This window comes from Mesorhizobium ciceri WSM4083 (assembly GCF_000519305.1).
Taxonomy (GTDB): domain Bacteria; phylum Pseudomonadota; class Alphaproteobacteria; order Rhizobiales; family Rhizobiaceae; genus Mesorhizobium; species Mesorhizobium ciceri_B.
Genome location: NZ_JAFG01000011.1, coordinates 41,767 through 55,241, shown reverse-complemented (window position 1 = coordinate 55,241; position 13,475 = coordinate 41,767). Strand labels below are relative to the sequence as shown.

Genomic DNA, 13,475 nt, shown 5'->3' with positions numbered 1-13,475 from the left:
CGGGAGCTGACCGTTGTGACGCGCGCCGTCCAATCTGGCGCTCGCGAAGGAGGAGGAAATGCGCATCCATCCAAGCCCGGTGTTTTTGGCAGCCTTTGCGGTCGCCTGGAGTTCTGCCGCGCTTGCGGCCGATAAAAGCGATGAGCAGTTGATTGAGAATGCGATCACGGCAGCGCCGGAGGCTGTCGGCAAAAATGCCGCCGTCGTGAACTGGGAGATGAAAACGCTAAAAAAGGGCACGAACGGCTTCACCTGCATCCCCGACGATCCTGGGACTCCCGCCGACGATCCGATGTGTACAGATGAGAACGGCATGGCGTGGATGCACGCGATCATGTCCAAGGGCGAGCCCCCCAAAGGCAAGGTCGCTTTCGCGTATATGCTGAAGGGGGGCGATGCGGCCAGCAACACCGATCCCTTTGCAACCAAGCCACCGGAAGGGGCCGAATGGCTGCATGACGGTCCGCATGTAATGGTCATGAACGCACCGGACATAATGGCCCTGTACCCCCACGAACCGGACCCGAAACAGCCTTATGTGATGTTCCCCGACACGCCCTACGCGCACCTGATGATTCCGGTGAAGTAGTACAAGCGAGACCTGCCGCTTAACTCGGCGGCAGATCTCCCTCGCGGACGGGAGGTTTGGTTGTTCAAGCTCGCGGCCATGGCGTTGGCAGCCGTGCTGATTGCCGGCGCTGCGCTGGCGCACAAAGGCGCAACGGGTATCATCGCCGAGCGCATGGAGACGATGAAGAACATGGGCCGCGAGTTGAAGGCCATAGGGGACATGCTGGTGGGAAATGCGCCGTTCGACACGGCGGCCGTGGTTCAGCACGCCGATGCGCTCCACGAGAATTGCCACAGAACCACAATTTTGTTTCCCCCTGGCAGCATCGATCACCACAGCAAAGCCTTGCCGGCGATTTGGGAAAAGCCCGAGGTATTCCAGGAGGCAATGCAGAAGCTGCACAAAGCCACCGAGACTTTCGCCGCGACGGCGCCCGTCAGCGACAGGATCGCGCTTGCGGCTTCTTTTGAACAGATCCGGAAAATCTGCACCGGCTGTCACCAGACATTTCGGTCGCCCGACAATTGACGCAGAGTTGCAGCGGAATGTGCTTTGACGCCGAAAGCCCGCGCCTCTGGTAGCCTGTCGGCCCTCTTTTTCTTGCCGCGCAGATGCTTCACGCGGGCTTCCCGGATTCCTGGCCTGGTCGATCTGACGGAACATGCTCCTTTGATTAAATTAGCAGTGGCACATAAAAGGGCTTATAATTCGGACAGCCGGCACTGCCCCCTCCAAGCCGGTCAGGCTCGGCGCCAGTCCCCCTCGATACCCCCCGACGCCGGGCCGCTGCTCCTAGCCGCTGGTCAGGATAAGCGCGCGAGCGATACGGCGCGTCATCGGTGTCTATGCGACGGAATCATGGAAGGCGAGATTGCCTGGTCGTTGCGTCCGCCTTAGTGAAGCTTCATGAAGGCTCCTCCACAAGGCCGCGTCATGCTCACTGATAGCCAGTACATTCTCGAACGCATCAGCCAAGGCTGCGTGACGCTCTCCGACGGCGAGTTCGTCATCGACAGGCTGGTCAAGTATTTCGGCAATGGGAGGATCCGCTGGCATGTCGAATTCCGTGGGCATCGCATCGAGCTGACGACAGGCCAGCTCAAGAAGCAGCCGACCTTCCGCAGGAAGATACTCGAACAGGCCGGGGTGCTGCCGCCGCAGCGTGCCGGGACCGACTACAGGCGATGGGCACTTGATCTGAGGACGAATGCCATCGAGCTGCCTTGGCGGGATAGGCCGGTGGATGTCGGCTTCGCCATCGACAGGCTCACCAGCCATGGGGATGGGCGCTGGACGGTCGAATACCAGGGCAAGGCCATCAAGTTCACGACGACCAAACTCCGCAGGCAGGTGAGTTTCCGCAAACGCATGCTGGCCAAGGCCAAGGTGTTGCCGCCCGAGTTGGCCCCGGTCGCCTATCGCAAGTGGATGGATTGGCTCATCCAAAACGCCACCGAGGCTGCCCCGCAGGCCGGCGATGCCTTGATGACAGAGAAAAGTTGGCTTGACGACCTGCCAGAGCTAGCCGGCTGGCAAGACGAGGCGCCGCGCGAAGGGACCGACTAAGGGTGGCGCTAGCCGCATCATCACCACAACACCAGCAGTCCCCACCTTTCGTCGTCCAACCGCGTAGCGGGAAGCTGCCCTGCAGCAAGGTTGACGAAGCACCGATGAGGTAGGCATAAGATCCGCACGGTCTGAGGGCGGGACGGTGACGCATCGGTCTGCAAAACCGACGTAATGGGTTCAATTCCCATTCAGACCTCCATTTTTCAAAAGCCGCCCGCGCTGATACAAGCCGGGCGGCTTTTCTTGTCAGGGAACGCCAGCCTTACCGTCTCAAACAATGGCGATGGCACTCGTGGCGTTTGCCATGGATACGGATTTCGGCACACATTGATGGCGAAGGAATCTGGTACCGCTTGGCTCGCGGTCGACAAGACTTTGAATGGAAGACATGGACCGCTTCGACCTCGGCATCTACCGCCGCCCCATCTCCACTCGCTCGACAGAAACCCAGCGTTGGTTCGATATCGGCCTCAACTGGTGCTATGGCTTCAACCATGAGGAAGGCATCAAGTGTTTTGAGAAGGCGCTCGAAACAGATCCTGAATGTCCGATGATCCATTGGGGCATCGCCTATGCCGCCGGACCTTTCTACAATCTGACCTGGAAGGAACATGGCGAGGCCGAGGCCGACAGCGCGACCAAGCGCTGCTTCGCGCATGTCCAGCTGGCCCGGGCCAATGCGGCTTCCGCCAACGAGATCGAGAAGCGGCTGATCGAGGCGCTGGCCGCCCGCTTCCAGAAGCCGTACCGGGTGAGCCCGGACGAATTCCAACGGTGGGATGACGCCTATGCCGCCGCGATGCGGCTTGTGTACAGGGACTTTCCCGACGACCATGATGTGATGGCACTGCTGGTCGAAGCGCTGATGATGCGCACGGTGCGGCGGCTGTGGAACCTCAAGACCGGCGCGCCGGCGCCGAATTCCGATGTCGTCGAGGCGCTCGACGTCTGCGAGCGGTCGATCCGGCTTGCCGGTGAGGCCAGCGCAGCACAACATCCGGCGATCGTCCACCTGCACATCCATCTGCTGGAAATGTCCACCATGCCGGAGCGCGGCATGCGGTCAGCGGATCTGCTCGGCGAAATGTGTCCTGATGCCGGGCATATGAACCACATGCCGGGGCACATCTATGTGCTGTGCGGCGAGTATGAGAAAGCCAGACGTGCCAGCGAAAAGGCGGTGCGCGCCAACGACCTCTATCTCGCCTATGCCGATGAGCCGACCTACTATCTGCTCGGCTGCTGCCACGATCTGCACCTGATGATGTTCACCTGCATGTTGTCGGGCCAGTACCAGCCTGCACTGTGGGCCGCCGACAGGGTGCGCAGCCTGGTCGCGCGCGACGTGGTCGCCATCCCCGGCCGGCCCAAGCTCACGCAGACGGTGGAAGGCTACCATGCGATGAAATCGCATGTGCAGGTGCGCTTCGGCCGCTGGCGGGAGATCATCGACGAACCGGCGACCGCGGAGCCAGGCCTCTATGTGCTGACGGCGGCCATGCAGCACTACGCCAAGGGTGTGGCGCATGCGACGCTTGGGCAATTTGCTGAAGCCGAGCGTGAGCGCGAAGCGTTCCATCGGCATCTGAAAGGCATTGCGCCCGAGCGGCGCTTCCTCAGCAATCCGACGCAAGCCTCACTGGCTGTCGGTGCCGCCCTGCTCGACGGCGAGCTGGCGTACCACCAGGGCCGGCATGAGGAGGCGTATAGCCATTTGCGGCAGGCGGTCGAGCTTGACGACAATTTGTCCTACACCGAGCCGTGGGCCTGGATGCACCCGCCGCGCCATGCGCTGGCGGCGCTGCTTCTCGACCAGGGCCATGCGCAAGAGGCCGAGCAGGTCTATCGCGACGATCTGGGCCTGAGCGGCACGGTGCAGCGCTGCGCCCAGCATCCGAACAATGTCTGGGCACTGCACGGGCTGGTGGAATGCCTGAAACGGCGCGGCGAGACTGATGAATTGCCGACATTGCAGACAAGCCTTGCCGCAGCGCTGGCCAAGGCGGACGTGCCGATCACCTCGTCCTGCCTGTGCAGGACGAGCGCGCAGCAAGGCTGCTGTCACTGACGCGAAGTCAGCCTGCCGCCACTGTTGCGGCCGATCGGCTAGAGCAATTCCAGGAAAAGTGTGAAACGGTGTTCCGTCCGGAATTGCGTCAAAACAAGGAGTTAGAGCGGGTCGCCGTTTCCGTGAAACGGTGAACTGCTTTAGCCAAACAAATTGTCGGCCAGATCGCCGTTGGTGGTGGAAACCGCGCCACCCGGTCGTGTCACCTGCCGATCAGCCAAGGCTCCATGCCGCGTCGTTCCACGCCTTCCTCGATCAGCACGGAGCAGTCGATCTCATCGTGAAGTTGGGCATTTGGGTCAGACGAAAGCCAGGAAGCATAGGACCGAAGCTGCTTGAGCCTAGCTGTTTTCTCAAGCCGTGCCTGGCGCTCATCCTCGGCAGGTTGAGCCGATCTTTTGTTCTTCTGGGCAGGAAATTGCATCTTGGCTCTCCTCGGTCACCGAGCCTATGGAGACAGACGCCCAATGGGACCCTCGCCCATTGTCGCTCCGGTCTCCGCGCTTCGGCTTGAAGCCAACACATGCGCTGACGAGAGTCGCCATCCATCTGGATGAAGGCGGACCCCTAATCAACCCGGCAAAGTGCTTGTGACGTACCCCGCCTCGATCGGGAGCCAGAAGTCCGGGCTTTCGACCGTGTGACTGGCGTCACCGAGGGCGTGGGGCGGCGCCCCTTACCCCAGCCACTTCTCGTAGTCGGACACCAGCAGATGGACCGGGGCAACGTCTTCGTCGATGTTGGAAAAACGCCCGATCGGTTCGCGAAACACATTGTCGGTGAGATCGTCATTGACGGTCGAGACCTCGCCGATCAGCACGTCCTTGCCCTCGGCCCAGAAAGCATGCCAGACGCCGGGCAGCAGCGTGACGCTCTGGCCCGGGTCGAGCTTCAGGAGCCCGCCCGCGGGCAGCCTGTGGATGGTTCCGTCGACCGGCACCGAAACCTCGGCCTTGGGATCGATGCCGCCGTCGCGGTCATGCATGAACAGTTCCAGCACCAGCTTGCCGCCGCCACGGTTGATGATGTCCTCGGCCTTGATGTTGTGGCGGTGCATCGGCGACAGCTGGTCCTTGCGCGAGATCATGATCTTCTCGGCATAGAGCATGCCCATGCCCTTCTTCATGTCCTCGTAGCGGCCGTTGCGAACGGTGAACAGGAACAGGCCGAGTTCCCTGAATTTCTCTTGCCCGTAATCGGTGATGTCCCAGCCGAGCCGCGAGCTAAACACCGCCGACGAGTCGACTTGGCGCGCCTTCGCCTCCTGCGGCGACCAATAGGCGAAGGGCGGCATGATGTAGCCGAACGAGCGGATGAAAGCGTCGGCTTCGCGGATGATGTCGTTGATGGCGGAGCGCTTCATGATCATGATCCCTTCGTATCGATTTGTCTGGCAAATCGCATAGCCGAACGTCGATGCGGTGTCGATCCATCTCGCCGCCCTGCCCGGCATTGCGCAGGGCGTATGGACCACAGATCCGCTTGCCTGGCCGCGTGACATCACGGATTTTCAGGGCCATAAAACCCGCGGATTCCTCATGGGGTGAAAGATGATGCCGACCGTCCACGATCTCGATACGCCGTCCATCCTGATCGACGCCGCGCGCGCGGAAGCCAACATTGCCCGCGCCCAGGCGCATGCCGACAAGAACGGGCTGAAGCTCAGGCCGCATATCAAGACGCACAAATTGCCCTACTGGGCAAAGAAGCAGGTGGCGGCCGGCGCCGTCGGCATCACCTGCCAGAAGATCGGCGAGGCCGAGGTGATGGCCGATGCCGGGCTGACCGATATTTTTCTTCCCTACAACATCCTTGGGCGGGCCAAGCTGGAACGGCTTCTGGCGCTGCACGGGCGCGTCACCCTGTCGGTGACAGCGGACAGCATGGAGACGCTCGAAGGGCTGGCAACCACCTTCACCGATGCCGGCCATCGTCTGCCGGTGCTGGTCGAATGCGACACCGGCATGGGCCGCTGCGGCGTGCAGACGGCTGATGAAGCGGTTGCGCTGGCAAGACAGATCGACAGAGCCGGTGGCCTCGCCTTCGGCGGACTGATGACCTACCCGGCCGCCGGGCGGGCAGCGGAGGCCGAAGCCTGGCTCGCCGGGGCCAAGCAGGCACTGGCCGCGTCAGGCCTCGCCTGCGAACGCATCTCCAGCGGCGGCACCCCGGATATGTGGCGCTCCAGCGATACATCTGTTGTCACGGAGTATCGTCCAGGCACCTACATCTATCTCGACCGCTATCAGGTCGCCAAAGGCGTCGGCGGCCTCGACGACTGTGCGCTGACGGTGCTGTCGACGGTGGTCAGCCATCCCACAGCGACGCGCGCTATCCTCGATGCCGGCAGCAAGGCGCTGTCCAGCGACACGCTGGGTCTCGCCGATTTCGGCGAGTTGCTCGGCGTGTCGGGAGCGCGGGTGACGGGCCTGAGCGAGGAGCACGGCACCGTCACGCTTTCGGGCGACGGCAAGCTGCGCATCGGCGAGCGCGTGCGTGTCGTGCCCGACCATTGCTGCGTCGTCACCAATTTGTTCAACGAGGTCAATCTGGTCGACGGCGACAAGGTGCTGGAAACGCTGCCGGTGGCGGCGCGGGGAAGGATGGGGTGAGACCGACGCGCCCGAACTGAACGCCAGATGCACTCAGCGTTGAAGAACTGGACCCAGCGCGGTTTTCAATGGATCGAGGGCGTCGCCGTACAGTTTCCAGCGCTCGACCGAGGACGAATAGATCGGCTGGCGCACCTGCCAGCGGCTCGGCGTCCGCACCGTGCGCTCGGTTTCGTGGAAACGGAGGCAGGCATCGTCCCATTCGACCCCGAGGAACCCGATCAATCCACGCGCGCGATGCTCAAAATCGGCCACCGTTTCTTCGTAGGGCATGTCGTGGATATCAAGCGGGACGACCTTGGCCCAATGGCGCATCAAGCGGTCATATTGCCGGTAATACTGCCCCAGCTTGGTCAGATCGGCATTGTAGCCATGTGCTTCGGAAAAATTATGCATGAAGCAGGACGTGCAATTGTCCATCGGGTCGCGCCGGCAATGGATGATGCGGGCATTTGGCAAGATGAGGCTGATGAAGGCCAGCATCTCGAAATTATGCGGCATCTTGTCGACGACCAGCCGCGCCTTGCCGTTGCGCTTGTTGAGATCGTCTAGATATTTCGAGCCGAGCTCTTTCGCCTTGGCCGGAGTGAGCGCCGCCATGGCCTTGGTGAAGACAGCAGGATCGAGTTTGTCGAACCCGAGTTCACCGGCCAACGAGCGAATGGTCGGCAGTTCGCCCGCGCCATAGATATCGCGATGACTGGCGCATATCTGCTCGGTCAGTGTTGTTCCCGACCGTGGCATGCCGACGATGAAGACCGGGCGTCTCGACGGATTTCCCAATTTCGGCCGCGCCGCGAAGAAGTCGGCATCGAAAGTGTCGATGAAGCTGTCGTAAAGCTGGGTGTGCCGGTCAATGTCGAAATCATTGCCGGAAATTGCCTTGGCCTGCGCGAAATGGCGGATGGCCAGGCGATACTCGCGCTGATCGTTGAGCATTTTGCCGGCGGCGTGGTGCAGCACCACCCGCTCGCGATCGGTCGTCATGGGCAATTCCAGGCGAGCCCGTATCAAAGGCAGCGCCGGATCGTCCTTGACCGCCCGGCGCGCCAGCGCCATTCCGGCCAGCGCCTCGACATGGCTCGGGTCGATGGCAAGCGCGCGGCCAAAACATTCGACCGCCTCGGCCTGTCGGCCGATGTCGGTGAGCAGATCGCCCATACCGGCAAGGGCCGTCAGCGATTGGCTGTCGACCGCCAGCGCCCGGCGATAGAAACCTTCGGCGACGTCGCCCTCGAGCTGGCTGCGGTAGGACCGGCCGAGATTGCACAAAGCTTCGATGAGCCGTCCGTCAAGCGCGATCGCCTTCTTTAGATGTTTGCGGGCGCGCTCGATGTCGCCGGTGACATTGTAGGCGTTGCCGAGATTGTTGCGGAAGATGGCGTTGCCCGGTTCGAGCTTGACCGCCCTTTCCATATAGGCAATGGCGGCGTCATGATGCTCGGCCTCGATGGCCAGAGTGCCCATCAGGTTCAGCGCCATGGCATTTTTCGGCTGCGTGCGAAGAACCGTCTGGTAGCAGAACTCGGCCTCGCGAAAACGCTTGCGCCGTTGTAGGTCGATGCCGCGCTGCAATGTCTTTTCCGCCGGTTCACCGGCGGTCGGAAGAGAGGCTGGGATCATTGCCGGCAGACCCAAGGGCTGCCGGCGTGGCAAGAGCGGCATCCGTCAAATCCCGGTCGCGGCTTGTGACAGGCCGGTCAAATCAGAACTTGTAGATAACGCCAAACTGCAGATTGTGGGAGTACAATTTGGCATCCTTGTAGGTATTGCTGCCGTCATTGTCGTCCAGATCGACGTTGGAGACGGCCTTGAAGCGATAGCCGAAATCGAGGTCGACATTCTGCGTCACCGCATAGGTGACACCGGTCCCCAACTGGCCGGCGAAACCCCAGCCGCCAGGCCCATATCCAAAGTCGTCACCGTCAAAATGGGTATCGGCGGTAACATAAGCTGCGCCGATACCGCCGCCGACATAGAGCTTGGCATCGCCAAAATGCGCAACGTCGGCCCAGACATTGGCGAGCAGATAGGTCGCTGACAAATTGCCGGCCGCATCGCCTGAGTTGAAGACAACACCGTCGTAACTGCCGCTAAACGAACTTGCTTTGTAGCGCGCGTAGGACAATTCGCCTTCGACACGAAACACATCGTTGATGCGCCGACCGACAGCACCGCCGATCACGAAGCCAGTATTAAGATCGACTGAATACCGAGAACCATCGTAGTCCGTCTTCACATCATTGGGGAAACTGGCGCCACCAAACAGTGTGACATACCAGAGATCTTCCGCCCTCGGGGCGTCGACGACAGCATCGGCGGCGTGCGCCGAACTCCAGCCAAGCCCCAATGCGAGTATCGATACCCCAGCCAGTAAACTCAGTTTCATCGTCGAATCCCCGCTCGATAACAGTGACTGGCACTTCGCTCGGCTCAGGGGAAGATGTCAACGGACGGACGAAGTCGAGGCGGCCTTTTGGGACACCTCGTTGCTATACAGCAACACAGCAGCATTGTTTGGGCGAAAGCAGGAGTAAGGTTGCTGCTGGTCGCAATTCGAGCGGCGAGAGGGGGAAACCTAATCGCGTCTCTCTGCCTGCCGTGCCGCAACCCTGCGCATGGCAATCACCCTGCGGCGGCGGATTTCGGTGCGCATCGCCATCAGGTGCAGCGCGAAGAACAGCACGGTGAAGCCGAGCGCCATCACCAGCAGCGGCCATAGCAGGCTTGGGTCGATGGTCGAGCCGCCCATGCGGAACACCGAGGCCGGCTGGTGCAGCGTGTTCCACCAGTCGACCGAGAATTTGATGATTGGGATGTTGATGAAGCCGACCAGCGTGATGATGGCGGCGGCCCAGGCGGCGCGGCTGGCATCGTCGAGTGCGCGGGTCAGCGCGATGATGCCGAGATACATCAGGAACAGCACGAACACCGAGGTCAGGCGCGCATCCCAGACCCACCAGGTGCCCCACATCGGCTTGCCCCAGATCGAACCGGTGATCAGCGCCAGCGCGGTGAAGACGGCGCCGATGGGTGCGGCTGATTTCAGCGCGACATCGGCCAGCGGATGCCGCCAGACCAGTGTGCCGAGCGCCGAGATCGCCATCAGCGTGTAGCACATCATGGCGAGCCAGGCGAAAGGCACGTGGATGTACATGATGCGAACGGTGAGGCCTTGCTGGAAATCCTCAGGCGCGGCGAAGCTCATATAGAGCCCGACGGCGAGGATCAGTGTGGCGATCGTGGCCAGCCATGGCACGACCCTGTCCGCCAGCCCGACGAAGCGCGTCGGGTTGGCAAGATCCATCCAGCCGGTCAGGCGTGAAGTCGTGTCGCTCATGTGGTTCTACATAAACCGCCGCGGCGTTCGGGGCAATCGAGCGGTGGTGTCGCAGGGCTACTTACCCTCCCCTTGTGGGGCATATGCGCTAAGATAGTTTCGGCATGGACTGAAATTTGCGCTTTCGTGGTGGCTCACGCCATCGATGTCGCAAGGCATGGAGATTTTGGCGCAGAGTTGCCAAGGGAGGCTGAGCAAAGATCGCTGCGATCAGAGAGGCGACGATCTGGCGGGTGGCGCGCCACAGCAGCGGGCGCCCGTCGCTCAAGGGGGAGAGACACCCAACTCCTGCGAAAGGGGTTCGGTCACAAGCGCGATGAGGAAGTGGGCAAGAATCCAGGGCCTTGCGATCCTTGGGTCTTTGGCGGGAGGCGCGCGCAGTCCGATCAGGCTCTTCAGGCGCTTGAAAGCGAGTTCGATGCGCCAGCGCATGCGATAGAGCTTGAGAACTGTGCCGGAGGGAAACTCCTCCTGGTCAAGCGAGGTCACAAGGATGACAAAGCCGGCGGCAATCAGCGTCTCTGGTTGAACCTGCTTGCCCTTGGCCTTGGCTTCCTTGTTGATTTTGCGCCGCGCTTCTTGTGTCGCGGCCTCGGATTTGCGCAAGGCGATCAGGCGCATCTTCAGGGGCTCGCCCTTCTTGAGGCCCAGCCAGACAGGCGTTTCGATGACCTCCTCCCGGCAGCTCTTCAGGTGGCCGATGAGATCGAACACCTTGCCGCTGGCGTCGAGCCATCGCACATTCTTCCACGGCGCGCGCACGACAACGTCGCCGTCTTGCGCCATGACCTTTGCGATCCGCTCGGCCTGCAGATAGGCGCGGTCGCCGATGCGGATCTCGCCCGGCACCACCGGCACGCGGTCGATCAATTCGGCCTCGCTCTGGTCGGTGATCTCGAGGAAATCGAACTGCTCGCGCTCAAGATCGAAGGCGCAGTGCATACGCCAAAGGCCATTGTTCTTCTTCTCATGCACACCGGCTTTGGCAACCGATGTCGCATCGAGGATGCGGATCAGCCGGCCCTTGGCCAACCCTTCCTCCTCGCGCTTCAAAAGATGCCAGATCAACTGCTGCAGCCACGGCCCTGCATTACGCAGCCGGCCGAGCAACGCCACGTCCGAGATGTCGGCGATCCCGCTTGCCGCCGCCCAGGCCACGACGCCCCGCATGCCAACCTTGCCAAGGCAGTAAGCCGGTGTCAGGCGCAACAGATCAGTCGCCGACCTGACGCCCCGCGGCCGCAGAAACGCCTTCGTCTTGCGGCCACTCCCTGCAATCAACTCTTCACCGCCGAGGAGCTCAATCGTCTCGGCCCAGCCGTCATCTACAAGCGATTCGTGTGTCATCGCAGCGTAGAATCACAACCGATTTGCCACGGCAACGCCTATCTTAGCGCATATGCCTTGTGGGGAGGGTCGCTGCGAAGCAGCGGGGTGGGGAGCGACGGCAGCGCCTGTACCCACCCGGACCTACGGTCCGACCTCCCACAAGGGGGAGGTCGGAGAAAGAAGCTCAGGCGGCTGCTTCCTGCTGTTGCTGTACGGTGCGGCTGAGGCGGCGAACCTCCTCGTCGTTGAGCAGGCCGCCGGCGCGTAGCAGGCTGGCAAAGCGGCCATTGCGCAGCGACAGCTCGGTGAAGCCGCCCATCTCGACCACCCTGCCCTTGTCCATGAACACGACCAGATCGGCGTCGCGAACGGTGGTCAGGCGGTGGGCGATGATGAAGGTGGTGCGGTCGCGGCGCAGTTCGTCAATCGCTTCCTTGACGCGGTCCTCGGTCTCGACGTCGAGCGCGCTGGTCGCCTCGTCGAGCACCAGGATCGGTGCGTCCTTCAGCACGGCGCGGGCAATGGCGATGCGCTGACGTTCGCCGCCCGAGAGCTGCCCGCCACGTTCGCCAACCACCGTGTCGTAGCCATTGCTCTTGGACAGGATGAAGTCCTGTGCGGCAGCCGCATTGGCGGCGGCATGGATTTCGTCATTGCTTGCATCGGCGCGGCCAACACGGATGTTGTCCTCGATCGAGCGGTTGAGCAGGCCGGCATCCTGGAACACGGTGGCGATCGAATGGCGCACCGATTTGCGGGTCACGGTGCGGGTGTCGATACCGTCGATCAGGATACGGCCATGGGACGGCGAGAAGACACGCTGCAGCAGGTTGATGAGCGTGGTCTTGCCGGCGCCCGTCGGGCCCACGATGGCGACGGTCTGGCCCGCCTGCACCTCGAAGGACACGTCGTCGATGCCTTGGCCGGAATTGGCGAATTCGAAGCCGACATTCTCGAAGCGGACATGGCCGGTGACGTTGGCAAGATCGCGCAGGCCGTCCGGCTCGGCGGCATCAGCCGCGGAGTCCTCGAGATGGTAGAAATCCTCGAGCTTGGCACGGGCCTCGGAAATCTGGTTGGCGAAAGCCGACATCTGGTCGAGGCGAGCGATCAGCATCGTGGCAAAACCGGTGAAGGCAATGACGTCGCCGACACCCAACTGACCATGAGTGACGAGATAGGAGCCGATCGACAACACGATCAGCATCGAGATTGCCGAGGACAGACGGTGCAAGGCATTGGCCAGCGCCCACCAGTCGAGGACAGGGTTCTGCGCGTCGAGCAGGTTCTTGACGTAGCGGCGCAGCGTATCGGCCTCGTGGCCGAGGCGATTGTAGCTCTGCAGCACCGCAACGTTGCTGACCGAGTCGGTCACATGCGCGAACACCTTGTGGTAGTGACGCTCGACCGCGGCCTGGCCCGCCTTGGTGCGGCGCATGACCATCCGGCCGATGCCGACATAGAGCAGCCCGAGGCCAAGCAGCACCAGCGACATGCGCAGGTCCATGCTGATCGCGGTCGGAACCAGCAGCACGAGGGCGACAGCCGTCGACAGATGCTGGCGCATGAATTCGAGCCAAAGGCTGAACAGGGTTTCGACGGCGCGCAGCATCGTGTGCAGCGCATTGGAGGTGCCGTGCTGATGGTGCCAGGCGAGCGGCATGGTGATCACCCGCTCGAAGGACTCGCAAAGCACTTCGCTGCGCCGCGCGTGGGCAAAGCGGTCGGCGCCGCGCGCCACCATGACGAAGGCAACGATGTTGAAGGCGCCGAGACCGGCCCACATGACCAGCGTGGTGAAGACAGAGCCACGCTCGGAGATGGCGCCGATGACGCGACCGAACATGATCGGCTCGAGAAGCGCTACGATGGCGAGAGCCACGTTGGCCGAACAGATCAACGCAACGCGTTTCCTGTCCGCGGCCAGATAACCGAGTGCTCGCCAGTAGATTTGCAGAAGGGTCACCCCAGTTACTCCGCCACGCT

12 protein-coding genes and 1 tRNA gene are annotated in these 13,475 nt (G+C 62.0%); 6 read left to right on the top strand and 7 right to left on the bottom strand.

The features are described 5' to 3' along the window. Positions 1-58 precede the first annotated feature (58 nt). The 5 genes from MESCI2_RS0121255 (at position 59) to MESCI2_RS0121235 (ending at position 4,208) form a co-directional block, all read left to right on the top strand. A complete protein-coding gene (locus MESCI2_RS0121255) occupies positions 59-589 on the top strand; it encodes a hypothetical protein (protein ID WP_027038340.1) in 531 nt (176 codons plus the stop codon). Positions 590-649: 60 nt separating this feature from the next. After that, complete coding sequence (locus MESCI2_RS01000000134965) at positions 650-1,099, top strand: c-type cytochrome (RefSeq protein ID WP_050596603.1); 450 nt, start codon at positions 650-652, stop codon at positions 1,097-1,099. A 405-nt stretch (positions 1,100-1,504) separates the two neighbouring features. After that, positions 1,505-2,137, top strand: coding sequence for a hypothetical protein (locus MESCI2_RS0121245; protein WP_027038339.1), 633 nt, complete (start codon positions 1,505-1,507; stop codon positions 2,135-2,137). Positions 2,138-2,265: 128 nt separating this feature from the next. Beyond that, positions 2,266-2,339 (top strand) — tRNA-Cys (locus tag MESCI2_RS0121240). A 189-nt stretch (positions 2,340-2,528) separates the two neighbouring features. Beyond that, positions 2,529-4,208: a hypothetical protein gene (locus MESCI2_RS0121235; RefSeq protein WP_027038338.1), complete on the top strand. Its 1,680-nt coding sequence runs from the start codon at positions 2,529-2,531 to the stop codon at positions 4,206-4,208. 202 nt (positions 4,209-4,410) lie between these two features. On the opposite strand, the gene MESCI2_RS1000000137060 is transcribed toward MESCI2_RS0121235, so the two are convergent. Together MESCI2_RS1000000137060 and MESCI2_RS0121225 are read right to left on the bottom strand one after the other, a co-directional pair. Then, on the bottom strand, positions 4,411-4,632 hold the full coding sequence (locus MESCI2_RS1000000137060) for a hypothetical protein (RefSeq protein WP_027038337.1): 222 nt from the start codon (positions 4,630-4,632) through the stop codon (positions 4,411-4,413). Between the two features lie 252 nt (positions 4,633-4,884). Then, positions 4,885-5,571, bottom strand: a complete 687-nt coding sequence (locus tag MESCI2_RS0121225) for a D-lyxose/D-mannose family sugar isomerase (protein ID WP_027038336.1) — start codon at positions 5,569-5,571, stop codon at positions 4,885-4,887. A gap of 190 nt (positions 5,572-5,761) precedes the next feature. Between MESCI2_RS0121225 and MESCI2_RS0121220 the strand changes: the two genes are divergently transcribed. Continuing rightward, positions 5,762-6,820 carry a D-TA family PLP-dependent enzyme gene (locus tag MESCI2_RS0121220; protein WP_027038335.1) on the top strand — a complete coding sequence of 353 codons (1,059 nt, stop codon included), beginning with the start codon at positions 5,762-5,764 and terminating at the stop codon, positions 6,818-6,820. A gap of 33 nt (positions 6,821-6,853) precedes the next feature. Here MESCI2_RS0121220 and MESCI2_RS0121215 read toward each other — a convergent pair whose 3' ends face one another. The 5 genes from MESCI2_RS0121215 to MESCI2_RS0121195 all read right to left on the bottom strand — a co-directional run bounded on the left by MESCI2_RS0121215 (position 6,854) and on the right by MESCI2_RS0121195 (position 13,455). Continuing rightward, positions 6,854-8,443 carry a tetratricopeptide repeat-containing sulfotransferase family protein gene (locus MESCI2_RS0121215; protein ID WP_245270409.1) on the bottom strand — a complete coding sequence of 530 codons (1,590 nt, stop codon included), beginning with the start codon at positions 8,441-8,443 and terminating at the stop codon, positions 6,854-6,856. An 82-nt stretch (positions 8,444-8,525) separates the two neighbouring features. After that, positions 8,526-9,209 carry an outer membrane protein gene (locus MESCI2_RS0121210; RefSeq protein WP_027038333.1) on the bottom strand — a complete coding sequence of 228 codons (684 nt, stop codon included), beginning with the start codon at positions 9,207-9,209 and terminating at the stop codon, positions 8,526-8,528. A gap of 189 nt (positions 9,210-9,398) precedes the next feature. Continuing rightward, positions 9,399-10,160: a heme ABC transporter permease gene (locus MESCI2_RS0121205; RefSeq protein WP_027038332.1), complete on the bottom strand. Its 762-nt coding sequence runs from the start codon at positions 10,158-10,160 to the stop codon at positions 9,399-9,401. 264 nt (positions 10,161-10,424) lie between these two features. Continuing rightward, positions 10,425-11,507, bottom strand: a complete 1,083-nt coding sequence (locus MESCI2_RS0121200; protein ID WP_027038331.1) for a transposase — start codon at positions 11,505-11,507, stop codon at positions 10,425-10,427. A 166-nt stretch (positions 11,508-11,673) separates the two neighbouring features. Next, positions 11,674-13,455 carry a glucan ABC transporter ATP-binding protein/ permease gene (locus MESCI2_RS0121195; protein WP_027038330.1) on the bottom strand — a complete coding sequence of 594 codons (1,782 nt, stop codon included), beginning with the start codon at positions 13,453-13,455 and terminating at the stop codon, positions 11,674-11,676. Between the last annotated feature and the right edge of the window lie 20 nt (positions 13,456-13,475).

What these genes read in the sequence shown, in the direction of transcription:
- MESCI2_RS0121255 (WP_027038340.1), top strand. Translation starts at nt 59, where the DNA reads ATGCGCATCCATCCAAGCCCGGTGTTTTTGGCAGCCTTTGCGGTCGCC.
- MESCI2_RS0121245 (WP_027038339.1), top strand. Translation starts at nt 1,505, where the DNA reads ATGCTCACTGATAGCCAGTACATTCTCGAACGCATCAGCCAAGGCTGC.
- MESCI2_RS0121235 (WP_027038338.1), top strand. Translation starts at nt 2,529, where the DNA reads ATGGACCGCTTCGACCTCGGCATCTACCGCCGCCCCATCTCCACTCGC.
- MESCI2_RS1000000137060 (WP_027038337.1), bottom strand. Translation starts at nt 4,632, where the DNA reads ATGCAATTTCCTGCCCAGAAGAACAAAAGATCGGCTCAACCTGCCGAG.
- MESCI2_RS0121225 (WP_027038336.1), bottom strand. Translation starts at nt 5,571, where the DNA reads ATGAAGCGCTCCGCCATCAACGACATCATCCGCGAAGCCGACGCTTTC.
- MESCI2_RS0121220 (WP_027038335.1), top strand. Translation starts at nt 5,762, where the DNA reads ATGCCGACCGTCCACGATCTCGATACGCCGTCCATCCTGATCGACGCC.
- MESCI2_RS0121215 (WP_245270409.1), bottom strand. Translation starts at nt 8,443, where the DNA reads ATGATCCCAGCCTCTCTTCCGACCGCCGGTGAACCGGCGGAAAAGACA.
- MESCI2_RS0121210 (WP_027038333.1), bottom strand. Translation starts at nt 9,209, where the DNA reads ATGAAACTGAGTTTACTGGCTGGGGTATCGATACTCGCATTGGGGCTT.
- MESCI2_RS0121205 (WP_027038332.1), bottom strand. Translation starts at nt 10,160, where the DNA reads ATGAGCGACACGACTTCACGCCTGACCGGCTGGATGGATCTTGCCAAC.
- MESCI2_RS0121200 (WP_027038331.1), bottom strand. Translation starts at nt 11,507, where the DNA reads ATGACACACGAATCGCTTGTAGATGACGGCTGGGCCGAGACGATTGAG.